The organism is Granulicella arctica, from assembly GCF_025685605.1.
GTDB classification, from domain to species: Bacteria; Acidobacteriota; Terriglobia; order Terriglobales; family Acidobacteriaceae; genus Edaphobacter; species Edaphobacter arcticus.
Map to the genome: position 1 here is coordinate 328,192 of NZ_JAGTUT010000002.1, position 24,382 is coordinate 352,573.

General features: G+C 55.4%; 20 protein-coding genes. 9 read left to right on the forward strand and 11 right to left on the reverse strand.

Annotated features, from left to right (window positions below):
• Window position 1: 1 nt before the first annotated feature.
• From OHL20_RS21370 to OHL20_RS21415, 10 genes are all read right to left on the reverse strand, one after another.
• Window positions 2-1,078: an alcohol dehydrogenase catalytic domain-containing protein gene (locus OHL20_RS21370; protein WP_263385329.1), complete on the reverse strand. Its 1,077-nt coding sequence runs from the start codon at window positions 1,076-1,078 to the stop codon at window positions 2-4.
• 33 nt (window positions 1,079-1,111) lie between these two features.
• Window positions 1,112-1,846: a 5'-methylthioadenosine/S-adenosylhomocysteine nucleosidase family protein gene (locus OHL20_RS21375; protein ID WP_263385330.1), complete on the reverse strand. Its 735-nt coding sequence runs from the start codon at window positions 1,844-1,846 to the stop codon at window positions 1,112-1,114.
• Window positions 1,843-2,868, reverse strand: a complete 1,026-nt coding sequence (gene hpnA / locus OHL20_RS21380; protein ID WP_263385331.1) for a hopanoid-associated sugar epimerase — start codon at window positions 2,866-2,868, stop codon at window positions 1,843-1,845. The genes OHL20_RS21375 and hpnA overlap by 4 nt, the downstream gene beginning before the upstream one ends.
• A gap of 105 nt (window positions 2,869-2,973) precedes the next feature.
• A complete protein-coding gene (locus OHL20_RS21385; RefSeq protein WP_263385332.1) occupies window positions 2,974-3,423 on the reverse strand; it encodes a hypothetical protein in 450 nt (149 codons plus the stop codon).
• 2 nt (window positions 3,424-3,425) lie between these two features.
• A complete protein-coding gene (hpnH, locus tag OHL20_RS21390; RefSeq protein ID WP_263385333.1) occupies window positions 3,426-4,580 on the reverse strand; it encodes an adenosyl-hopene transferase HpnH in 1,155 nt (384 codons plus the stop codon).
• Window positions 4,581-4,640: 60 nt separating this feature from the next.
• Window positions 4,641-6,662, reverse strand: a complete 2,022-nt coding sequence (gene shc / locus OHL20_RS21395; RefSeq protein WP_263385334.1) for a squalene--hopene cyclase — start codon at window positions 6,660-6,662, stop codon at window positions 4,641-4,643.
• A 32-nt stretch (window positions 6,663-6,694) separates the two neighbouring features.
• A complete protein-coding gene (locus OHL20_RS21400; protein ID WP_263385335.1) occupies window positions 6,695-7,711 on the reverse strand; it encodes a 4-hydroxy-3-methylbut-2-enyl diphosphate reductase in 1,017 nt (338 codons plus the stop codon).
• A gap of 337 nt (window positions 7,712-8,048) precedes the next feature.
• Window positions 8,049-9,740: a DNA repair protein RecN gene (gene recN / locus OHL20_RS21405; RefSeq protein ID WP_263385336.1), complete on the reverse strand. Its 1,692-nt coding sequence runs from the start codon at window positions 9,738-9,740 to the stop codon at window positions 8,049-8,051.
• 68 nt (window positions 9,741-9,808) lie between these two features.
• Window positions 9,809-11,518: a tetratricopeptide repeat protein gene (locus OHL20_RS21410; protein WP_263385337.1), complete on the reverse strand. Its 1,710-nt coding sequence runs from the start codon at window positions 11,516-11,518 to the stop codon at window positions 9,809-9,811.
• Between the two features lie 345 nt (window positions 11,519-11,863).
• Window positions 11,864-12,115: a hypothetical protein gene (locus OHL20_RS21415; RefSeq protein WP_263385338.1), complete on the reverse strand. Its 252-nt coding sequence runs from the start codon at window positions 12,113-12,115 to the stop codon at window positions 11,864-11,866.
• A gap of 6 nt (window positions 12,116-12,121) precedes the next feature.
• Here OHL20_RS21415 and OHL20_RS21420 point away from each other — a divergent pair, with 6 nt between their 5' ends.
• The 9 genes from OHL20_RS21420 (at window position 12,122) to OHL20_RS21460 (ending at window position 23,050) form a co-directional block, all read left to right on the forward strand.
• The gene (locus tag OHL20_RS21420) at window positions 12,122-13,111 is read left to right on the forward strand and encodes a tetratricopeptide repeat protein (RefSeq protein ID WP_263385339.1); all 990 of its coding nucleotides are present in this window, start codon (window positions 12,122-12,124) and stop codon (window positions 13,109-13,111) included.
• 142 nt (window positions 13,112-13,253) lie between these two features.
• On the forward strand, window positions 13,254-14,063 hold the full coding sequence (locus OHL20_RS21425) for a MotA/TolQ/ExbB proton channel family protein (RefSeq protein ID WP_263385340.1): 810 nt from the start codon (window positions 13,254-13,256) through the stop codon (window positions 14,061-14,063).
• Window positions 14,064-14,065: 2 nt separating this feature from the next.
• A complete protein-coding gene (locus OHL20_RS21430; protein WP_263385341.1) occupies window positions 14,066-14,491 on the forward strand; it encodes an ExbD/TolR family protein in 426 nt (141 codons plus the stop codon).
• A 222-nt stretch (window positions 14,492-14,713) separates the two neighbouring features.
• A complete protein-coding gene (locus tag OHL20_RS21435) occupies window positions 14,714-15,325 on the forward strand; it encodes a TonB family protein (protein ID WP_263385342.1) in 612 nt (203 codons plus the stop codon).
• Window positions 15,326-15,460: 135 nt separating this feature from the next.
• Complete coding sequence (tolB, locus tag OHL20_RS21440; protein ID WP_263385343.1) at window positions 15,461-16,819, forward strand: Tol-Pal system beta propeller repeat protein TolB; 1,359 nt, start codon at window positions 15,461-15,463, stop codon at window positions 16,817-16,819.
• Window positions 16,820-16,923: 104 nt separating this feature from the next.
• Window positions 16,924-17,691 carry a peptidoglycan-associated lipoprotein Pal gene (gene pal / locus OHL20_RS21445; RefSeq protein WP_263385344.1) on the forward strand — a complete coding sequence of 256 codons (768 nt, stop codon included), beginning with the start codon at window positions 16,924-16,926 and terminating at the stop codon, window positions 17,689-17,691.
• 107 nt (window positions 17,692-17,798) lie between these two features.
• Entirely contained in the window at window positions 17,799-18,800 is a 1,002-nt protein-coding gene (locus tag OHL20_RS21450) for a tetratricopeptide repeat protein (RefSeq protein WP_263385345.1), read from the forward strand.
• Between the two features lie 46 nt (window positions 18,801-18,846).
• Entirely contained in the window at window positions 18,847-20,883 is a 2,037-nt protein-coding gene (locus OHL20_RS21455) for a glycosyltransferase family 39 protein (RefSeq protein ID WP_263385346.1), read from the forward strand.
• On the forward strand, window positions 20,876-23,050 hold the full coding sequence (locus OHL20_RS21460; RefSeq protein WP_263385347.1) for a tetratricopeptide repeat protein: 2,175 nt from the start codon (window positions 20,876-20,878) through the stop codon (window positions 23,048-23,050). The genes OHL20_RS21455 and OHL20_RS21460 overlap by 8 nt, the downstream gene beginning before the upstream one ends.
• Window positions 23,051-23,060: 10 nt before the next feature.
• Here OHL20_RS21460 and OHL20_RS21465 read toward each other — a convergent pair whose 3' ends face one another.
• The gene (locus tag OHL20_RS21465) at window positions 23,061-24,293 is read right to left on the reverse strand and encodes a sensor histidine kinase (RefSeq protein ID WP_263385348.1); all 1,233 of its coding nucleotides are present in this window, start codon (window positions 24,291-24,293) and stop codon (window positions 23,061-23,063) included.
• Between the last annotated feature and the right edge of the window lie 89 nt (window positions 24,294-24,382).

The following is a 24,382-nucleotide window of genomic DNA, read 5'->3' on the forward strand; positions in this document are numbered from 1 at the left end:
GCTACAAGCCAGGCTGAATCACGATCTTTAGTGAATCTGCCCGTGGGTGTGAAGCGAGGTCGATCGCTGCGACTGCATCCTCCAACGAAAACCGATGTGAGATCAACCGGGTGAGGTCGAACCCGCTGCCATATCCATCGAAGATCATCTGAGACACGTCCTCATTAATCGCCACTGATGAACTGTAGGATCCCATCAGCGTCTTCTCATCCATGCAGACAGCCGCAGGATCGAATGGAGCTTCGCCATGTTGCGTCGACGCAAAAAGCATAACGCGTCCGCCCGGTCTGATCGCATCCATAGCAATCTGGATGAGCGCATTACCTGCGACTGCTACCAGGCACACATCCGCGCCTCGGCCATTTGTAGCAGCCTTCGCAGCAGCCACGACATCGCCGCGAGCATCGAGTGGGTGGGATAGACCAAAGGTCGCAGCTATTGCGTGTCGCTCGGGGTAGAGGTCACTCGTCAATACGGTTGCTCCCGTCTTTGCGGCCAGCGTGGCTAACATGATCCCGATTGGCCCTTGCCCAATTACCAGTACTGTCTCGTCGGGATCTAAACTAAGCATTTGAATGGCTTTGTAGCAGGTGTTCGTAGGTTCAATCAATGCTGCTTGCTCGAAGGGAATGTCGACTGGGATTTTTATCAAGCCGCCTTCAACAATCCAATCCATTGCGCGGATATACTCTGCGAATCCACCACCAGCGGCCTCAAACCCCGCTGTACATCCCACTTTCTTGTAGACCTCGCATTGTGCAAACGTACCTTTGCGGCAGTAATAGCAAGCGCCGCAGGGTATGTGATGGTAGGCCATCACGCGGTCACCCACGACAAATTTGCTGACACCTTCCGCGACTGCAACGATCGTACCGGCCATTTCGTGCCCGAAAATCCGAGGTGCTGAATGCGATCCGCTGTGAATCTTCTTAAGGTCTGTTCCGCAGATGCCGCAGGTGTCAATCTTGATCAACACTTCGCCAAATCCAATGGAAGGAATTGGGACTGTCTCGACACGAACATCGTTGATACCGCGATAGACAGCGGCGCGCATCATCTCTGGAAGCACATTCTTCATAGTAATTAGATCTCTCCGTTTCACTGCGCACATTCAATTAGACGGGTCGGTCGGTAATCCATCAAGCCATAGCTGCGTAGCGACGGCGAGATGTCGCGCTGCCATAGCGCTGTACCTCCCTAACTGCATCATGCTCTGCCACGATCCAGGTCTTACAGCTATATGCGCAAGGAAGGGCATCATGCGCATTTTTCCGCTTCGGCCTATAAACGGATTCAGGTTTGGAAGCTTAGCGTCGGCATCATCCGAAACCGCCTTGAGACAAAAGAACGGAACACCCCTGCCTTGTGCAACTCTCGCAACTGTCGCCGCTTCCATATCAACCAGCTTCGCACCATAGCTGGCCGCTAAGCGCACCTTCTCAGTGGAATCTACTACCCGCGGTGCAGTCGCCAGCAAGGGCCAATCTTCCGTCTGTCCGATCACCTGCTGAGCCGTCCTGAACCGCTCACCCGTTTGTGTGTCGATGATCTCGGCAACGTGCCACACGGAGGCCGCACTAATATCTACATCGAGCGCACCCGCCCACCCCACGGAGCAGATCGCATCCACCTTTGCGTATCGTTCTATCTCTTGCAAAGTCACCATGGCGCGCTCGCCACCCATGCCTGAGCAGCCGGCAATCCACCGTCCGTCAGCATGAGAGCGCTCCCAGAGGACCGTTCCTTTCGATGCCTTCAGGCGCTGCCAGCGCGGCCCTTTTGTGGCAGAAACAAGCGGCTTTAATTCTCCCGGCAGAGCTGCGATGATCGCGATTGTTCCCTTCACGAATCCGATCGCTTTCCGCCCGTTCCACTGAGGGCGGGAGCATAACCATTTGTCAGAAACCAATCGATCGCATCACGCATCGCGTGATATACCGGCATGACCTGGAAGCCTAAATCCCGCTCCGCCTTTGCGGATGAAGCGAACATCATCTTCTTGCCCATTCGCACTGCCTCGACCGTCGCCCTGGGTTCCTTGCCACGCAAGGTACCAGTCACAATTTCGTCGAAGAAGGCGAAGATCATAGCCACTGCATGTGGAACCTTCAAAGTAGGTGAGGGCAAACCCGTAATCGATGACATTCGGTCAAGTATCTGTTTGAGGGTGAGGTTCTCGCCACCAAGAATATATCGTTCGCCAGGTGTTCCCCGTTCCAGAGCGGTGAAGTGCATCCTGGCGACCTCGACTACATCAACCAGATTGAGTCCTGTATCGACATATGCAGGAAACCTCTTATTTAGAAAGTCCACGATGATTCTGCCGGTCGGCGTTGGCTTCGTATCGCCCGGACCGATTGGCGTCGTTGGGTTAAGGATCACTATATGTTGTCCTGCTCGGGCAGCTTGAACGGCCTCTTGCTCAGCAAGATATTTCGAACGCTTATAGTGGCCAATCATATCTGCAAGGCCGACTGGGGTGACCTCATCCACGATGGTTCCGTCGGTCTTGAATCCCATCGTTGCCACGCTCGAGGTGTAGACCACGCGCTTGACTCCAACTTCCTGTGCGATTCGCAGTAGTTCGCGAGTGCCGTTAACGTTTGCGGCGTACATCTCTTGTGGATCTCGCACCCAAAGTCTGTAGTCAGCTGCCACATGGATCAGTGCATCACAATCCCCGAGAGCAGATCTTAAGCCCTCTGCCTGGCGCAGATCACCTATTACCAAATCAGCATCGATACCAGCAAGCGATCCTGTGCTGCTGGTGCGCCGGGTCAGCAACCGAAGAGTCGTTCCCTGTGCCGCCAAGACGCGGGCCACATGGCCGCCTACAAACCCGGTTGCTCCGGTAATAAATATGCGCACGCCCGCTCTTCTCCGCACGAACGCCTGGCACAGGACACGTCCGCCAACACATTAACTGTCGGTTTACCCTACGCCGATGAGCAGCTTGAGTACAGAGCTCAAAGCTTAATCCAGCTTTTCCGGCTCGATCTGAATATTCTGCTCACCAGCTGCCTTCTTTGCCCAGTACTTTTTCACCCAGGCTTCGAAGGTCTTTCCGGCTGCAGTATCTCGCCCTGTGAACGCAAGCGCTGCCACGTCCGCATAACCTACGTTAATCTTAGTTCCCGGGGCATTCGACGGCATGATACGAATGAACGAGTCTGTGAGCGTGGTTGAGCTCTGGCGATCGAATAAATAGCCTTGAACCTGGGTTCCATCCTTGCGGGTGACAGTGATGTCACCTCGATAGTCAAAGGCCTTTTCGAGCGCTTCGCGCACATCAGCATCGCTTGCCAACTCTGGGATCCACCCCTCGAGCTGTTCCCGGTCACGGCCCGCCGCGACTTCGATCTCGTCGGGATTCTCATGCGAAAGCTGTTCAAGCTTGGCGCCCTCCTGAATTTCCGTTGCCATCGTCAGTCTCCCGAAACTTCCTGCAGTTCGGCTGCGTTGTGTGCGGACTGCGGATCGCTCTCGGCCTTAGCTGCGATCTGCACCAATGGAGTGTGATGAGCTGGCTTCCATTCGTTCAGGATCTTCATCGCTCCATGATCTTCATATTTGCTGAAGAAAATTGCCTTCGCTGTTTGAAGCAAACCCTTGATCGAGCCAAAGGTGTAGTTCACACCACTTGCCTCATATCCTGAATGAACCATGCAATTGGCACAACGTGGGTTACCGCTCTCTGTTCCATAGTTCTGCCACTCCACCGTCTCCATCAACGCCTTGAAGCTATCGGCGTAGCCATCTTGAAGCAAGTAGCACGGCTTCTGCCAGCCAAAGATCGAGAACGTCGGCATACCCCATGGCGTGCATGTAAGGTCCTTCTTGCCCATGAGGAACTCCATGAACATTGGAGAGGCGTTGAAGCGCCAGGAACTCTTTCGGTTTGAGAGAATGGCGCGAAACATCTTCTTCGAGCGTGCCCGCCCCAGAAAGTGCTTCTGGTCAGGAGCCTTGTCATAGGTATATCCGGGGGAGACCATCATGCTCTCAACACCGGCGACCATCAACTCATCAAAGTGCGCACGCACGCTGTTGGGATCAGCGCCATCGAACAGCGTAGTGTTCGTTGTTACACGAAATCCAGCTTCAACCGCAACCCGAACACCCTCCATCGCGATGTCATAGCCACCCTCACGACAAACTGAAAAATCATGATGTTCACGTTGTCCATCCACATGCACCGAAAAAGAGAGATACTTGCTCGGCTTGAAGAGATGTAACTTTTCTTTCAATAGCAGAGCATTCGTGCACATGTAGACATACTTCTTCCGAGCGACAAGCCCAGCTACGATCTCAGGCATCTGCGGGTGGAGGAGAGGCTCGCCGCCCGGTATCGCGACCATGGGCGTGCCACACTCATCTACCGCCTTGAAGCACTCCTCAGGCGACAGTTCAGCCTTGAGAATGTGTGCCGGGTATTGGATCTTGCCACATCCGGCACATGCGAGGTTACAGCGGAATAACGGCTCGAGCATCAGGACAAGCGGGTACTTCTTCTTGCCCATGAACTTCTGTTTCAGCACGTAAGTTGCTACGGTCCATGCCTGGGAAATCGGTACAGCCATGTTGATTGCTCCTCAGAACTGCCTGTCAAACTCACTATCGTTATAGGTTTCTGTACCTTGCTACGCAGCTTCCCGCTCCATGGAATGCTTATACGTCGTTAGTGCGAGAAGAGGAAAATACTGCTTGTATAAGTGATACCCCAAATAGAAAACTCGTGGAAACCCCGTTCCAGTGTAGTAACTTTCGCCGTTACGTCCTGGGACCAACTCATCCCAGCTTCCATCCTGATGCTGGCGATCAATCAACCAGCGAACACCTTTAGCGACGGAATCCGACCGACTATCGCCGCCCGCCAAGAGTCCAAGCAAAGCCCACGCTGTTTGCGATGGGGTGCTCGGACCAATGCCCTTCTGCAAATCATCATCGTAAGTACCGCAGGTCTCACCCCAACCTCCATCGGAGTTTTGCATCATACGGATCCACTCTGTGGCCTGCAGAATGCACGGCTCGTGACTCCATACTCCAATAGCCTCTAACCCGCGCAGCACAAGAAATGTTCCGTACAAATAATTGACGCCCCAGCGACCGAACCAGCTACCATCCGGCGACTGCTCTTTCAGTACGAACTGCACAGCCTTCTCGACCCTTTTGTCAGCGCGCGTAAATCCGTACTGTGCAAGCATCTCGAGCATGCGGCCAGTGATATCGACTGTTGGTGGATCCAGCATCGCGTTGTGGTCAGCGAACGGAATGTACTGAAAAATCGTCTTCGTGTTGTCTTTGTCAAAGGCTGCCCAGCCACCATTCTTGCATTGCATCGCCCAAATCCAGTTCAGGGCTCGCTGACAGACCTCATGTTGGTAACGCTCGCGCGGATTGTCGACGTAGTTAAGAGCCAACAGGACCTCTCCCGTATCGTCGACGTCCGGATTGAACTCATTGTTGAACTGAAAGTACCAGCCGCCCGGTTCAACATTCTTAACCTTTTCAGCCCAGTCGCCCTTGTGGCGAACTTCCTTTGAAAGCAGCCAGTCAGCCGCACGGAGAAGTCGCGGGTCCGTCCGGGCAAGTCCGGCCTCCCCCAATGCAGAGACGACCTGCGCCGTATCCCATACAGGGGAGTAGCATGGCTGCATTCTGAATGTAGGCGTTGGATAGCCCGCCTCACCATCGGGACAGTCAATTCCCAGCTTTTCGAACTCGTCCATCGCCCGAATCACCTGGGGATCATCGATGGAGTATCCGAGATAGCGAAGCGCAATGATTGAATTCATCATTGCGGGATAGATCGCGCCAAGTCCATCTGACTTTTCCAGGCGTTCTAACATCCACTTCTCGGCTGCTTTAATAGCCATTTTGCGCAAAGGGCGGATATGGACTCGCTCTGCCAAGTGGAACAGTCGATCCCAGAAAAGAAAGAAGTTCCTCCAGCTAATCGGCTTCTTGTGATCCCATTTCAGGTGAAGGTCGGCGTTCTCGCGTCCTCCAACGAAGAGTTCTTCAATACCCTGCTCGGGAGCAATCTTCTTGAAAGGCTTTTTCGCGTAAATGATCGAAAGCGGTACGAGAATGCCGCGGGACCATGAAGAGATCTCATAGATGTTGAAGTAGAACCAGTTAGGGAAGAGAACAATCTCCGGCGGAATCGCGGGGACTGCGTCATACTCATACTGCCCGAGAGAGCAAAGATAGATTTTGGTGAAGGTGTTGCACTCTACGACCCCGCCGTGTGCCAACACCCAGTCTCGCGCCTTAACCAGCGTCGGATGCTCCGCAGACCATCCCATCAGCTTCAGTGCGAAATAGCTTTTGACGCCATAGTTGATGTCAGATGGTCCACCTGGGTACTGGCTCCAGCCACCATCTTCATTCTGATGGCGCAGAATTTCGTTGACAGCTCGAACCATCTTTCCTGCATCACCGGTTCCGAGCAAGGTGTGCATAAAGATGTAGTCCGCCTCGAGCATTACATCGGCCTCAAGCTCACCGCACCAATAACCGTCAGCATGCTGCTTGCCAAGGAGCCAATCCCGCGCGCTTGCGATTCCTTTGCCGACTTGATCGAGTCCCAGATCCATCCGGCCGAAGCGAGGCTGTGCCGGCCGATTCGCCGTCTGCGGATTGCGTGGTGTTGTACTCATCGATTCGACAAACTCTCTCCGTACCTGTGCGACTAGGGACGAACTTCCGAAGGCGCAGGTGTAATCGCCCGAACAATCTCTGGTGGCAAACCGAACCGCACATTCTCCGGCATCACCTCAACTTCATCGACATCGCCGTATCCCATGGATTGCAGATAATCCACGACATCTTTAACTAATACTTCAGGGGCAGAGGCACCCGCAGTTACTGCTACGGTATTTACACCGTCAAGCCACTCCGGCTGTATTGCATCCGCAGAATCAATTAAATATGAATTGGTATCGAGATTCTTCGACACCTCCACCAGCCGATTTGAATTGGAGCTATTGGCTGATCCAACCACGAGCACTAAATCGGCACCATGGGCCACCTTCTTGACGGCCACCTGGCGATTCTCAGTTGCATAGCAGATGTCCTGCGCATGCGGTCCGGCTATCTTGGGAAATCTCTTCTTCAACGCATCGATCATGATGCCAGCTTCATCGAGTGAGAGCGTTGTCTGTGTTAGATATGCGACCTTGCTTTCATCTGGAACAACCAGAGCCTCGACCTCTTCAACAGTAGAGACGACCTGCGTCACATCCGGCGCTTCACCCTGTGTACCCTCGACCTCTTCATGGTCGCGATGGCCGACTAGCACTAGAGAGTACCCCTGTTTGGCAAATTTAATCGCTTCAACGTGAACCTTAGTAACAAGAGGACAGGTGGCGTCTACAACCTTCAAACCGCGCTCCTTAGCCCGCTCCCTGACAGCAGGAGACACGCCATGGGCGGAGTAGATCACCCGCGCACCCTCCGGCACCTCATCCAACTCATTCACAAAGATCGCGCCCTTTTTAGCCAGATCTGTTACGACATAGCTATTGTGAACAATTTCCTTACGCACATAGATCGGTGCGCCGAAAGTATCCAAAGCAATCTGAACGATATCGATCGCGCGCACAACTCCCGCGCAGAAACCTCGGGGCTTCAGCAACAGGACACGCTTAACAGGATTGCTGCTGGTTATTTCAGAAGGGTTAATGGAGTCAATAGCAAGAGTCGTCACATTGGCTAGTATACCGCGTCGGACCATTTCGCGAACTGATTTGAACCAAGAATGGTGCAACGCAAGACGCGACGCAAGCCATAGAGACTACACGTCGTACCCGAACTTGCGTGATCAATTTCGCACTAGAGCTTTTGAGCAACACATCCAGAATGCCCGCAGTCACAATCAAGGGTGGTAATACCCTTCGAATCCTGACAGAAGGTTGAGCAGTACTGGCTGCCGTCGGCAGCCATACAAGTACAGGTTTCGTGGGCGCATTTCTTGCCGGTAATGGTCATCGCAATCTCCTTAGCTACAGGTAGTTTGGATGCCTTCGTGCTTACGCGAGATGTCGCTACTTACTACTTTCTAATAGATGCTCCGCATGCTTGAGACTCGTTTCTGTCAACGTTGCACCACTCAGCATGCGCGCTATCTCTTGCTTCCGTTCGACGTCTTCCATCTTGCGAACGCTGGTCTGGGTCCGTCCAGATTTCTCCGTCTTCTCGATCAGAAAATGTTGATCTCCGAAGGCCGCAATTTGCGGGAGGTGGGTGATACAAAGGACTTGTTGGCCCTTCGAAAGCGTCTTGAGCTTGCGCCCGACCGCCTCCGCCGCTCGACCGCCGATCCCAATATCGATCTCATCAAAGACCAGGGTTCGAGGAAGCGGAATTTTTTTCTTGCGTGAGCCCGAGGCGCTTCCCTCTTCTACGGTAACCTTCAGCGCAAGCATGACCCGCGACATCTCGCCGCCCGATGCGATCTCATCGAGTGCTTTAAGCGGCTCACCAGCGTTTGTCGCAATCAAACACGCCACAGTGTCCCACCCGTGCGCCGTCCAGTGCACCGGTTCTTCGTCTGCGATCACCTGGATTCCAAACCGAACCCGCATAGCAAGATCGTTGATTTGTGTTTCCGCTAGTTTTTCGAGCCGCTTCGCAGCTTCCTGCCGGGCCAAGGTTGCGTTTCCCGCAGCTACTTGGTAAGCCGTAACATCTTTGGCTTGCTGCGCCTTCAATTCCACCAGTAGCGCGTCGCGGTTTTCAACCTCAGCTAGTTGCCGGGCCACTTCCTGGCCGAATGCAATCACTTCGGCTAGCGTCTGCCCATACTTCCGCTTGAGCCGATCGAGCGCAGCCAGCCGATCTTCGATTTCTTCCAATCGACCCGGGGCGGCATGGATATTTTCCGCGAAGTCCCGCACCTCCGTGCTTACGTCCTCGATCGTCGCCTTCGCCGCGGCAAGCTGCTGTGCTGGCTCCGTAAATCTGGCATCATAGCGAGCAAGCTCTTCTACATGCTTCAGCGCCGCGCCCAAGGTAGTTTCAGCCGACTTTTCAGATTCGTATAAGAGATCGTGAGCGCTCATCGCCGCGGTGTAAAGCTTCTCTGCATTGCCTAGCACCCGCTTCTCTGCCTCAAGCTGCGCATCCTCATCGGTCGCAAATAATCCTGCTCCGTCGATCTCACCGCTTTGGAAGCGCCAGAGATCCGCCATTCGCAAGCGGTCCTGCTCAGCTGACTCTAATAAGGCCAACCTGTCGGTCGTCGATTTCCAACTAGCATAGGCAGCAGTAACCGAGTCGGTGCTCACCCCGCCAAAGCGGTCAATGAGGAGTCTCTGCTGGGTAGCGTCAAAGGCCCCCATGGTCTCACCCTGTGCGTGAATCAGCGCCAACTCCGGCGCAAGTTGTCGGAGCACCCCAACCGTTGTCGGCTGATTGTTTACAAAAACTCGGCCTTTACCATTGGCCACGATCTCTCGCCGCAAAAGGATATCGTCCGACTCAGCCTCGATTCCGTTCGCCTCGAGGATCGCCAGAGCACCCAGCGTCATCTCGAAGACGCATCCGACCACCGCCTTTTCCGCACCATGCCGGACAACGTCGGAGCTTGCCTTACCACCCAGGAGTAGTGCCAGCGCATCGATAAGTATCGACTTGCCTGCGCCTGTCTCACCTGTCAGCAGGTTCAGTCCGCGGCCGAAGTTTGCCACCGCGCGATCGATCACCGCATAATTTTCAACACGCAACTCCAGCAGCATTCCGCCCTCGAATCAATGACCGTCTGCACCACGAAACGACAGGTCTAAGGGGGAGGATAGCAAACGCTTCACTTTCGCTGCAGACTTTGGACAGCCTGAATTGCAGACTCATTGCCCGGGTCGAGCTCCAGCACCTCTCTGTACATCGGCAACGCCAGCTCTTTGTGTCCTTGCTTTACATAGATCGCTGCCAAGTTTGAGTACGGCAGCGGATCGTGCGCATTCACTGAAATAGCCTTCTTGAACAGCGTCACAGCCACGTCTGCATCACCTGCGTCATAGAACAGCACGGCCAGATCACAGTAGGCGGTATCGTCTGTCGGAGCCAGTGCGATCGACCGCAGATACTGGCGCTTGGCGTCGTTCAGTCGCCCAAGCCGATCCAAAGCCGTCCCATAGTTGTTGATGGTTTTCACGTCATCATTCTTCCGAACCAGCGCCTGCTCGTAGAACTTTCGCGCTATCTCTGGGTCGTTCAGCAGTAGGTACGCATTCCCCATTCCAGCGATTGACGGCTCATAGCCAATATTCATTCGAAGCGACTCCCGATACGCCTCAAGAGCATCGTTGTATCTCCCCTGCTCTTCATAGAGAGCGCCGAGGTCATATCCGAGTTTGAAGCTCCTTGGCGTAGCCCTGAGTGAACTCTGATAGAGCCGCAACGGACTATGCCAATCCACGAGTCTCATCTCGAGACGGCCAACCCCCCAGACCACCCAAAGCGCGACTACGCCAATAACAAAGGCGCGCGTTTGCCCCCGGATTGACGCGCAACATGCAACCACAGAGATAGCCAGTCCAATTGAGGCCAGGTAGAGAAATCGCTCAGCCATTCCCTGGTAGATCAGCACAATGCCCGTAAACGGCAGCATGCACACCAGAATCCATACGAGACCCACACGAACCAGCTTCGGGATCTTACGTACGAAAAACAGGGTTATTATAACCGCCACGGCAACCAGGAGCGTAAGTACTGCCACATACGACCAACCGGTTATCGGAGTGTCGGTCGATCTCTCCACACTCATGTGGACGGGAAGAAGCAGCCATCCAATGTACCTTGCCAGCGTCAATCCTACCGAAGAAATAGCCCCAAACCGGAGCCCGCTGTTATCTCCGAGAGCCTTGATAAGCAGTACATATCCGCCGCCTACGAGTATCGCAATCACACAAAGTTCCATCGCTCTCCGGGTGCGAGCCGCCCCAAACAACAAGGCAACGAGGAGAGTCAGTGGTAGCAGCAATACTCCCTGTTCATGGCAGAGCAGAGCGACCGCAGCAGCCAGTCCGTAACCAGCAAGAAAGATTTTCGGTTCCCCAGCAAGATACCGCGCAGCACAAAGCAGCGCCGCCAGGATAAAGAGGGTAACCAGCAGGTAACTTCGCCCTGAAATCCAGGCAACCGCTTCAGAGTTAACCGGAAGAACCAGCCAGAGGAGGGTAATGCATAGACTTTGCACTTGACTCGATTTCAGCCTGTGAAGGAGAAAATACAAGAGGATCCCATCCCCCCAGTGAAGAACCAGGTTTGTTATATGGAACGCAATCGGTGACAATCCCCAAAGATTAGCGTCTGCGGCCAGGCTCATCCAGAACAGCGGCCGGTAGAACGCTGCTTCGCTGCCCCGCAAGTCACTTGTAAATGAAACCGAATTGCTGAAATATTTGAGGCTTGCGCTGATAGAGTGGACCGACGGATTGCCGACGATCAAAATTGGATCGTCATACGGCGCAAATCCAGAGGTGATTGTGTACCCGTAGAATAGGAAAACTGCCAAACCGGTGATGAGCATCAAGGCCTGAATTTGGTGGAGATTTATCCAGGCTTTGAATGCTACTGTCTGTCTTTTCAGTAAGGGCCTCACCCGCTCATGATTTCACTTCTCGGTCTTGGGCGAAAGCTGGATGCAGAAAATGTCTATGAAATTGATTTTGTCGCTTTTGATTCGCTGAAGATCTTCTGCCTGCCAAGTAAAATTAGAGAACCTTCTACGTCAGCATCGAGCGAAAGGCTCCATGCTGGCAGGAGCAGACCTTCTGAGATTTAGCCTCGTCAGACCGGAGACCGGAACGATTTGCGACAGAGACGATTTGGACCTTTTATGAACTTTCGGTTCCTTGCTTTATGGACTATTGCCGTTCTTTTCCTCGTCCCACATCCTCTCAGTGCTGGCCAACAGGCAGCGCAGCAGGCCGACGACCTCGAAGCACGTTACAAACTCGCCATGTCGAAGGGCGACGTCGAGTTGGCGGTTGGCTTCCTGTGTGACGCGGCTAAGCTCGAACCCAAAAAGTATGACAAGAAGTGTGTTGCCGCTCAACACCATGAGAACGAGCAGCTTCAGTCCTTTGACGGTTTCTTTGCCGCCGGGCAAGCCGCCATGCAGCAGAAGGATTATTCCGGCGCAGTCAAGCAATTTAGCAAGATCACCTTTGGGCTGCGTCATGACGATGCGGTCCATCTCATGCAGGAAGCTAAGAACGCAGAGGGCCATCCGCAACTTCTCGCGGCAAACAAAGAGACTCTTATTGCAGCCCAGGCAGCCTACGATCGTGGTGATTTAGCAACTGCAGAGGCCAACGCGAAGCAGGTGCAGGTCCCCGAACTACAGTCTTCAGTTCAGCAAATCCTCACCAACATTCGCATCTATCAGGATGCGATGCAGGCAGGTGATGCCGCAAAGCAAAATGGAAATTATCAGGCTGCCCAGCAAAAGTACAAATTTGCTATGGTTATCCGGCCAAATGGTCCCGGGAATCCAGGTGGAAAGCTTCAAGAAGTTGAAGTGCTGCTCGCGGCCGCAACAGTGAACAAGCCCAGCACACCGCCCCCTACCAAACCGGTCGTGGCGGACACCAAAAAACCGGTAGAAATTCCGAAAGCGCCCGACAACGACGCCAAGATTAGGGCAGCCCTGGCGGAGGGGCACGCCGCAGAATCGCGCAAAGATGTAGACGCCGCTCTCCAAGCCTTCGAGCGTGTCCTTGCAATCAACCCGCGTCAGGCTGAAGCACTTGCAGGTAAACAGCACATCATGGACAACATGCAGAAAACCCCGCAAGGCCTTGAAAACACTTTGTCAATTGGCCTTCATGATTACTATAGATCCCAACTTGCCGAGGCAGGAGACGCGATCTCGCTCTACCTTACAGCGGGCGGAGTCCGAAACCGTGGTGTAGCCTACTTTTACTTGGGCGCAACGTTCGCTTCACAAGCTCTACTCGCCGATCCTCGTGGTAAAACCGAGCACAAGAGCCTTGAACAACACGCTTTACTCGAATTCCAGCAAGCTCGCTGCGAGCACTACCAGCCCATCGAGAAGTATCTTTCACCCAAGGTTCTCGCGCTTTGGAACAAGAGTAGCTGCTGAGCCTTTACTTCCCTGAAGGCTATGACCTAAACACCTCAATCTTCTAATCCACTACGGGACGAACCTCGTCTTAAGGCTGGGGGTTCCTCTGAGGGTACCTTTCGTGCCTGGTCCACCGAAGTACCTTTACACTAGTCTCTAGATGACGATTTCAGCCGCAATCCTATCGCTCACCCTGCACTGGTTTCAAGATGCTGCCACTCCTGTCGACCCCTCCGCCGCCGCCCCTTCCGGCAACAGCGCTCTCCTTGAGATGGTCCATAATAGCGGTCCCGTAGCGCTAGGGGTCCTCATCCTCCTACTGCTATGCAGCATATTTTCATGGTCGATCATGCTCTCGAAATGGTCGAGCTTCGGCAAAGCTGAGACACAAGGCAAGCGATTTCTGAGGGCTTTCCGCAAGTCTGGACGCCTCTCCGAGATCGCTACAGTCTCTGACCAATTCAAGCCCAGCCCTCTGGTTGCCGTATTCAACGAGATTCACGACGAATACCAGCGTCAGACTGGAGGCCGAGGCCTTCCTCGCAACCCCATAGCTCTCGACCGGGCCGCCCAGACCGCGTCATCTGAGGCCCTTACGGTCATGGAGTCACGGATGACGTGGCTGGCAACGATCGCTGCTATCGCCCCGTTTATCGGCCTTCTCGGCACAGTCATGGGGATCATCGACGCCTTCCACGGCCTCGGAACTTCCGGCGCCGCCACCCTTCGCGCTGTAGCTCCCGGCATCTCGGAAGCCTTGATTACAACCGCCGCCGGTCTCGTCGTGGCCATCCCTGCCGTCGTAGGCTACAACCAACTCACCGCCCGCCTTCGCGACTTTGGGGCTCGTATGGACGATTTTGGCCGCGAACTCCTTAATGCGATCGAAAACGCTGCCATGATCACACCCGCTGCTCCGCAGGAAGAAATTAGGCGACAGCCCGAAGAACCCCGCCGAAGGGACTACTAGCCATGGCCTTTTCCGTCCAGAGCGGTGGCCGGGCGCGTACCCAGACGGCGCTCGCTGAGATCAACATCACGCCACTCGTCGACGTTGTGCTCGTTCTGCTGCTTATCTTTATGTTGACGGCTCCGGTTCTGCAATCCGGAATCGAAGTTGCGGTGCCGCATACCCGATCCGTCAATCAGCTTACTGAGGAACGGATGGTCATCACGATCGACAAAGATCAATCCGTCTTCCTGCAGGATAAGCCCATAAACGTCAACGAGCTTCCCGAGCGTCTCCGCACAGGGACCAGGCCTGACGCTAAGCGCATCGTCTACATCCGCTCTGACGAACGCGTTCCCTTCGGCGCGTTCGCCTCCGTAATGGACGCAGTGAAACAAGCTGGCATCACCAACATCAGCATCGTGACCCAACCACTCGACGCCAAGTAAATACTCATTCACTTGAGCGGATTTCGCTTGTAAACACCGGAGCCACCGATCCCAACGCAGCTCAAATCCGAGCAGGAGAAAGCCAGTACCGCCAAAGATTTCGGCGGATCTATTCTCCTACACGTCGTAATCGCCGGCTGCATCATCGGAGCCGCATACCTTCACCCACACACCAAGCCATGGGGACAGGACCAGGCCACGGCTGGGGCAATCCAGGCCACCATGGTTGCGTCGATTCCTCTGCCGCCGAAGCAGAAGATTGACGAGAAGAACGTCCTCGCCTCAGAAACACCAAGCCCTGCCCCCGTGGTTGCGAAAGAGAAGACCGAGCCGCCGCCCAAGCCAAATGAAGTAGCAATCCCTAAGAAAATCACCAAACCGGTTAAAGTGGCCGAGAAGCCCACCCCTGAGCCGCCGAAGCATCCCACGCCCGAACCGCCGAAACCCACAAAGGCCGCGACTGGTGAAGCTCCCGGCGTCCGCGTAGCCATGGCCACAATGCAACTTAAGAACGGCACGGCCAGCGTCAACGTGGAAGACAAAACCTTTGGCGCGCGCTTCGCCTACTACATCAACATCGTCAACAAAAAGGTAGCCGAGCAGTGGTTTACCCAGGAAGCGGACCCGGTCGCCTCGAATGGCAAGCGGGTCACCATCGTCTTCGACATCAATCGGGACGGAGTGCCCTCGAACCCCCGTGTCGAGACGCGCAGCGGTTCACCTTCACTCGACACCTCCGCAATGCGCGCGATCCAGCGTGTGGAGGGCTTCGGGCCGCTCCCTGCAGGCGACCACATTACTGTCGAATATTCCTTTGACTACAAGCGGCAGTGACAATGGGCCGACACCACCGTTTAGGCAAAATCTGCCCGTCTCATCTAGCATCGTGGTTGCATCGAACCATGGAGAGCAACATTCTGCCTGCTCAATCAACGCAACATAACGTCTTTGCGTCTACCATGGAAGAGAATGATAAGTCTGCGTCAAACCTCCCGCGCCCGTAAGTCCCTTGTTTTGCTGCTCGCCCTATCCGCCTTAGCCGTGGCGAGTCCCGCACAGGACTGGTTCAAGACAGAAACGTCAAGCGGGGCCGACCGCATCCGTGTCGCTGTCGCCGACTTCAAGCCTGCTACTGCAGACTCTCAGGTCGCAACGGACAAGAGCACCTTCGATACTACCCTTTACTCTGACCTCGCCAATGCCGGCATCTTCGATATGGTCTCGAAGTCACTGACACCCCAGGCGACTCCCGGTGGCCCTTCCGAAATCAGTTTGCCTCAGTGGTCCGGCGCTCCAGCTTCGGCGGCCATGGTGGCCTTCGGCTCTCTCGGTATCCAGTCAGGCAAGCTGGTAGTAAGTGGCTATCTCTTCGACGCTAAAAACTCCCAGTACCCACAGGTTCTCGCCAAGCAGTACAGCGAAGAGCCCAGCGAGAACAGCGCTCGCCAGATTGCGCATCGCTTTGCCGACGAGATCATCTTCCGTTTGGGTGGCGGCGTCTCTGGAATTGCCGAGACGAAGATCTTTTACGTTCACATCGCTGGCGGAACGAAAGAGATATGGATGATGGACTATGACGGTGCGAATCAGCACGCCATCACTCATCTCGGTACGGTCTCCATCTCACCCCGCGTATCGCCGGATAACTCTCGCGTTGCTTTCTCAACGCTTGGTAAGTACGGCTTCCAGATCCAGATGTACTCTCTCCTTCTGAATCGCACGGTGGCTTTCTCATCGACTGGCGGCACGAATCTTTCGCCCGCTTGGGCGCCCAGCGGACGCGAGATTGCATTCTCGTCCTCCCGCTCCGGCGATCCAGACATTTGGATCACCGACGCGACCGGCGGTCTCTCCCGTCGCGTTACAAGCTTCAAAGGCCCGGATGTCTCGCCAACCTACAATCCAAAGACCGGGGCGCAGATTGCCTGGATCAGCGGCCGGACAGGTCTCCCTCAGCTTTACATCATGGAGACGGACGGCTCCGGCATTCAGCGCATGACCGATGGCGGCTACGCTACATCTCCCTCCTGGTCGCCAAACGGCCAGTTTGTTGCCTTCGCCTGGGATCGCAAATACGGTCCAGGAGCACCCGGCGGCCAGGACATCTACGTGATGGAAGTCGCAAGCAAAAAGTGGATCCAGCTTACCCACGATGGTGGTCGCTGCGACTTTCCTTCCTGGTCACCTGATGGCCGCCACATCGTGTATGCAAATAGCGCCAGCGGTCGTCCCGGCGATACCAAGGTCTGGACGATGCTCGCTGACGGAACTCAACGCCACGCCCTCACCGGTGGCGGCGGAGACATGCCAAACTGGAGTTGGAAATAGCCGACCACTCCACGATCTACTGTCATTCAGAGCAGAGCGGTGATGTCCATACATTCGCCAATAGCTTCAGGAAATAAATCTGACTACTACCTAGGAGAAATCAAATGAACTCGACTCATCCTGCAATCCGCAAGATCTTCACCATAGGCGCCGCCGTTGTACTGAGCGCCGCCGTTGGCTGCCATAAGAAGGGTATCGACTCCAACATCGGCACAATGTCTGGCGCTCCCTCAAACGGCGGCAATGCCCCTACCGCAGTCATCACCGCTGATCCCCTGGCAATCGATCTTGGCCAGTCGGTCGTCCTTAATTGGCGCACTCAGAATGCAGACTCTGTCTCCATCGACGGCATCGGCACGGTTCCGGCGAACGGCACGCAGACCGTCTCCCCATCGACCTCGACCAGCTTTCACCTCGTAGCCAAGGGTGGCGGCGGCGATACTGAAGCCAATGTTCGTGTCACTGTTCGAGTACCGACCGCTCCGACTGCGCCCGTAGCTGACGCGAACGGTGATATGGGCAGCGAAGAGGCGTTCCATCAAAACGTTCAGGATGTCTACTTCGACTACGACAGCTACGATCTTCGTCCGGATGCGCAGGCAAATGCTACTCACGCAGCGTCCTACCTTCAGGCACATCCAAACATCAAGGTCATCATCGGCGGCTATTGTGACGAGCGTGGTTCAGCCGAGTACAACCTTGCCCTCGGCGAAAATCGTGCAAATGCTGCGAAGACCGCATTGGTCAATGCCGGAGTATCGGCAAGCCGTCTCCGCGTAGTCTCATACGGTAAGGAAAAGCAGTTCTGCACCGAAGCTGATGAGAGCTGCTACCAGCAAAATCGTCGTGGTCAGTTCTCACTCGACCGCTAAAGTAGTTAAACTATCGGACGCCCCATTCTTTGTAGACTCATCACAAAGGGTGGGGTTTTCGCTTATGCGAACCCCACTCCTCCAACTCGCCTTCCATCGGAGTTCCCATGATCTCTCAAAGTAAGCATCTCCGCCGCGCTTCCACGCTCCTAACCCTCGTCCTCTTTGCTGCCCCAGCCTTTGCGGCGAATAAGGACATGATCCAGCTACAAACCCAGATCCAGCAGCTGCAGGATGCCGTTGCACGCCTCCAACAGTCGAACGACGAGCGTATGGGCGTCATGAAGGACCTCGTCCAGCAGAGCGCCGACACTGTCAACAAGATGTCAGCCAACATGGACGCCCTGCAGCGCAACCTACAGACCCAGCAAGAGGCGACGGGCGCGAAGCTCGACGCTGTCGGTGGCCAAGTCCAGGCCCTGAACGATTCGCTCGATGAGATGAAGACCCGCCTGGCTCGGCTCGAAAAATTGACGCAGGACATCCAGAATCAGCAGCAAAGTATCGGTGCCGGCAGCCCGACGCCTCAAGTAACGGCTCCGCCCGTCAGCTCCGTCCCCGACACTACGCAGCCACAGACGCTTCCAGCGACTCCACCAACCGGCCGTCGCGGTAAGCCCGCTGCGGGAAGCCCCATGGCCTCGATGACCCCGGCCGCGCCGTTGCCCGACACAACTGCACCCGTCTCCGCAGCTCCAGCGGGAGCCGTGGACGATATGTACAAGTCCGCTCTTGGCGACTACATGGCCGCAAAGTACTCACTGGCCGCTGGCGAGTTTTCGGATGTCATCCGCGACTATCCTGATCACGCTCTTTCCGGAAACGCCTTCTACTACCTCGGCGAGATTGATTACCGGGCAGCCAAATATGATGAGGCCGTCAAGGACTATGACATGGTCCTTGATCACTTCCCAGCCAGCAATAAAGTCCCCGCCTCACGCCTCCACAAAGGTCAGGCGCTGCTGGCTCTCAAGCAGAATGACGCAGCCGTCCGCGAACTTCGCGCCCTCATCGCGCGCTATCCCGCATCTCCCGAGGCCACGCTCGCTCGCAGCAAGCTGAGCGGCATGGGCATCACTGTAACCGCACGTAAGACCGGCGGGCAGTAAACCTCTCGTGCTCCCGCAGGCCCTTTCCGTATGATGGTTGCGGGCGGTGAGCACCTTGATAGCAAAGCGTGAACGATGGGCTTGGTTTGCAGCTGCGGCGTTGCTTCTCATCATGATCTGTGAAATAGCTCTCTCGACACGACAGGCCTCGGCAAGCTGGGACGAAGGGGATCACATCTTCTCTGGCTACATGAATTGGAAGCACCGAGAGTACAGCCTCAACCCCGAACATCCCCCACTTGTAAAACTCGTGGCTACACTCCCTTTACTAGGGCTTGACCTGAGAATCGCTCCTCGGCAGGGGCGATTCTTTAAGGACGAGGCGTACTACGGCGGCCGCGAGTTGCTATTTCGCAACGATCCTCGGTACGGTGGCTACTACACAGCCGACTCCCTGCTGTTTCGTGTCCATATGGCCGTTTCAATCTTTGCTCTGCTCTTAGCCTCCCTGCTTTTTCTGGCGGGTCGTGAGATGTTCGGCACGGCCGCTGGCCTGATCGCGATGATTCTCTTTGTCTTCGATCCAACCATCCTCACGAACGCACCTTTTGTAACCACTGACTCGGGTGCGACCTGTCTCTTCTTCGCCTCTGTGTATGCGTTCTATCGGTACGTCAAGGCACCATCCGGACAACGAGTCCTCGTCTGCGGCCTCACCTTCGGCCTCACTCTCGTGTCGAAGCACTCCGGCATTCTGCTCTTACCAATTCTCCTTTTGCTTGCAACAGGAGAGCTCTCCGGCAAGTGGTATGAACGCCGCAAGTCAATCCTGAGAGACACAATTCACCTCGGTGCTGCACTATTCGCGATGGCCGCCCTCGCCATCTTCGTCCTCTGGGGCGTATACAGCTTTCGCTATGCGATGCAACCGAGCGGTGTCAGCATGCCCGGACTTGACCATCAGGCCTCAGGTCTCACGACAATTCCTGCTCATGTCATTCTTTTCTGTGCGCACCATCATCTGCTCCCCGAAAGTTACCTCTATGGGCTGATTGATGTGCAACGGGTAGCGGCGTTCATGCCGACCTACATCTTTGGCAAGCTTTATGCCCATGGGCAATGGTTCTACTTTCCAGTGGCTCTCTCACTGAAATGCTCCGTTGGCGTCCTTGGTCTCCTGTTGCTGGCTGTCTTCGCCTTCGCCACAGGCTTCGTACGGAAACCACGCGAAGTCTACTTTCTTGCCTTACCAGCTGTCTTTTATCTAGCTGTCGCGATGGCGGGACCATTGAACATTGGAGTGCGCCATGTTCTCCCCGTCTTCCCATTTGCCTTTGCGCTGGCTGGCGGCGGAGCGTGCTTACTCCTGCAGCAGAAACGCTTGTGGATCTATCCGATCGCCATTTTCCTCCTTTGCCATGCAATCGATTCAGTCCGCATGTTTCCGAACTACATGCCCTACGCCAACATCCTATGGGGCGGACCCACTAAGACTCACCTCTACCTCTCCGACTCGGCTACCGACTGGGGTCAGGAGCTCAAATGGACGAAGCAATATCTTGACGCAAACAACGTGCATGAGTGCTGGTTTGCTTACTTCCCCGCTCCATTCCTCCTTCCTTCGGACTACGGTGTTCCCTGCAAACTCCTCCCAACCGCCGATACGCATGGCCAAGTGGACATTGATGTTCCGCCGACCATTCACGGACCTGTCTTGATAAGCTTCGCCGATCTAAATGGCTTTGAGTTTGGTTCAAAAGTTCTAAATCCCTATCAGACTTTTTTCGAACGCAAACCTGATGCCGTCATTGCAAACGGGATAGCCGTCTTCAACGGAGACTTTACCGTTCCGCAGGTCGCCTCGCTGCAGCCATTGTGGAGGGCTCAGGCACTTCTTGATTCGAAAAATCACCTAGGCGCTCTCCACTTCGCAGAAGCTGCGCTGGCGATTGATCCTGCCAATTTCGAGGGTCAGGTTGCAGCAGGTGATGCTCTCCATGCGCTTGAACGCAACTCCGAGGCGCAAGTGCACTACCTCACTGCAAAGAAAATGGTCGAAGCGATGGAGCTTTCATCGCAGCAACAATGGGCACCTGTTCTCGACAAGAAACTCGCCGCCCTGGGGATCACAGTCCATGCCTAATCTTCCGCTCCATCTGCCGTTCATCTTCGCGCTAGCCTTAGCGGTACTCCTCCCAGCGACTCATACCTTTGGACAGGAAGCTACCTGTCCCAAAGTATCAACACGAACTGCTACACCGGCCGACACAGCTTATGCGGAAGGAATCTACCCGAACGCTGAAGAGCTATACACGCAACAGATCGTGCAGCAGCCACATGATGCTGAGTTGACCGCCGGTCTCATACGAACGCTGCTTCACGAAGGGAAAATCCCGAAGGCTATTGCGACCCTCGATGCGGTCCTGCCAGGCAGCCCCGACTCTGTACCTCTGCTTACCGCTGAAGCTGAAGTGCAGCTTCGCCAGGGCCAACCTTGGCTTGCAGCACAAAGCCTCCAGACCATAGCTACATCCAACCCGTGCTACGCGCGCGCTCACCTTATCCGCAGCCGTATCTTTCGTATCGACTCCATGTACAGTTCGGAACGTAAGGAGATCCAGAGCGCCTATGATATCGATCCGACCGATCCCGAGATCCGGCGAGCATGGGTGAGGACCGTCTCGCCGACGAACGACATTCTTAGCATCCAGCAGTCGCTGTCCTCCACCAACGAGATGACCCCGGAGGTGAAGACGATGGCCGAAGCCTCAGCCCGGTCCATGCTGTCTCTTCTTTCAGAAAACTCCCAGACCTGCCAGATATTGCCGACGATTCCGTCAGCCACCCTGCCGCTGCTCCCTTCAATGCGCGACGGTAAGAATATCGACGCGTATCGCCTTGAGGTGCAATTCCCTCAAACGAAATCCACTCTGCAGGTCGACACGGCAGCTTCAGGCCTTTATATCAGTCGAGCATTAGCCGACGCGAACGGCCTGAAGTCTAATGACAGCACTCCATCCGGCACGGTCCATGCCGACCGTATACAAGTAGGGCCTTTCGAATTCAGGGACTGCACTGTCGGCGTTAGCGAGACACCCTTTGCAGGTAATGGAGACGGCTTCATCGGCATGGATCTCTTCGCTCCTTACCTCATCACCCTCGACTACACGCATGCGAAACTAACCTTGGCTCCACTCCCGCCGCAAGCCAGTTCCCTACCCGGCGATCGCTCCGATGCAGCGGAGTTGCGTGGCTTCAGCCCTGTCTATCACCGACAGCACTATCTACTCGTCCCAGTCTTGTTGAACAACAAAGAGCGTCGGCTCTTCGTACTTGACTCTGGCATTCGTTTCAGCACGATGACCTCCGAGGTAGCGCACTCCGTCTCGTCAACCAAAATGAATTTTACCAACGCAGTGCAAACCACCTCCGGTGCAACGATTCAGGTCTATCGGGACAACTTCAATCTGGAGTTTGCGAATCTGCTCATACCCCACCAACCTCACATGCTCGAGATGAATACCTCCGCCGTCGAACGAACGACCGGATTGCAGATCGGCGGCATGCTCGGCTTTGACCTGCTGCACTCCATGACCATCCATTTGGATTACCGCGATGGATTGGTGAGGTTTGAGTCGATGGACCCGCAGGTCTCCGCCGCAGAAACCTCGACCTCTTCGACTGCCGGTGTCGCCTCCGCAGCGCCTGCCAGCCAGCCCATTTGCCAGCATCTCGAAGACACAGTCCATCCGATATCCTCAACTATCGAGGCACGAACGACGGGCTTCTGGGATTCCAGGCACCTGAAAGCCGGTTCCTCCATCTCTGTACAGGTGATACAGGGTTGGACCTCGCCCGGATGCACCCTCTCTCCCAATGCCATACTCTACGGCCACGTCATGGCGTCGACATTCTCCAAGACCTCTGGAGACGCCCAGTTTGCCCTCACCTTCGATCACGGCGACTGCGATGGGCAAGGCAAGAAGCAACTGGCAATCAGCACTCTCGGTCTGCTCGCACCGCCCGGAGAGTTCCAGGGACTTCACAACGCACTTCCAACGGAATTGGGACGAGGATCGACTCGCCAGATCTCCGATGTAGCTTCTGCCATGGGTACGGCAAACGACCAGAACCTCAATCCTGGTGGCGCACCCGGCACAATTCGTCCAGGTGCCGTCCTCGGCATTCCTAAACTGAAGCTCCAACCCGAGGCTGGTCCCGGCTGTAGCACTCTGCTTACAACTCCAAACCAAAGCGTCCAGCTCGGTCAGGGCACGCAGTTTGTCATGATGTTACAAGCAACCCCCTGAACCGCCGCGTTCAGGCCTCATGCCGGTACGGTATACGAAACTCAACGACACACCCCGTACCATCACTCCGGTTCTTCAACCGCACTGATCCCTGGTGCCCTTCAGCAATCTGCTTCACCAGAACAAGCCCGATACCTGTGCCGTCAGGTTTGGTCGTATAAAAAGGTACGAAAAGGTTTGCTTCATTCAGCAATCCTGGACCGTTATCACGAATCGCAAGGACAATCTCCGCCCCGTCAAGTTCCCACCCTATGTCAACCAGTGGCTCTACATCGCTCCGAGTATCAGGACCAAGTGCCGCCTCCGCGGCGTTCCGAAGGAGATTGATCAACGCTTGCTGTATCTGGTCTGCGTCTGCCATAACCATGATGGACGGACCACCAAGATCAACAACGGTCAGCCGAGTCTCAAGCGCCGCCGCTTGTCTCACCAGCCCGGCAAGCGGAAACCTCGCGAGCGCAGGCGCAGGCAATCCCATCAGCTGCCGATACGCTTGCAGAAAACGGTTCAGAGACTCCGCACGGTTTGCAATGACCTCTAAACCGCGTTCGAAATCCTCATGCTCGGTGGCGCCGAGAGGTAGCGCTGCCAATCTATCTCGGAGACTCCCCGCGATCGACTTGATCGGTGCGAGAGAGTTATTGATTTCGTGTCCAAGCACGCGAATCAGGCGCTCCCACGCAACCCGCTCCTCCTCTCTCAAAGCCACGCTGACATCAGACAGCACGAAGAGGGTATGGGGAATACCGCGCAGCCGGAAACCGCTTCGCTTCACCACCCATCGCGTAGTCTGCTGTGTAGCGCCGAGCGAAAGGACCCCATCATCAGCAGTCTCCAACAAGTAGTCCAGCATCAATTCGTGCGCACCTTGATGCAGTGCAAGTCCCTTTTTCAAACCGAATGCGTGCTCCGCCGCCTCGTTCAGCAACTTCAACCGTCCGTTCGGATCGAACGCCAATACAGGCGACTGCATCGAGCTCATAACGCGCTCCACGAGCGCCATCGCCTCCAGCGCGCCCGCACGTTGTCCCTGCAACATGCTCGCAAGTGCATTGATTTCGAGCGCAAGGTCGCCGAGGGCATCATTCCTGCGGCCACCGCGTGCCCGAAAGGAGTAGTCATCCTCTCGCAAGGCGGCCACCACATTCGATAGAGTCTGGAGCGGCCGTACAATCTGTTCCGTCAACAAGGTAACGGCAAACCACCAGGCCGCGATGACCGCGAACACGACGATCCACTGCATCGAACTCTCAACAGTAGCCTGGCGTAGCGATATCAAGCACAACAACAGCACTGGAAGGCCGAGCAAATACAGCCAGATCCGTATGCGCC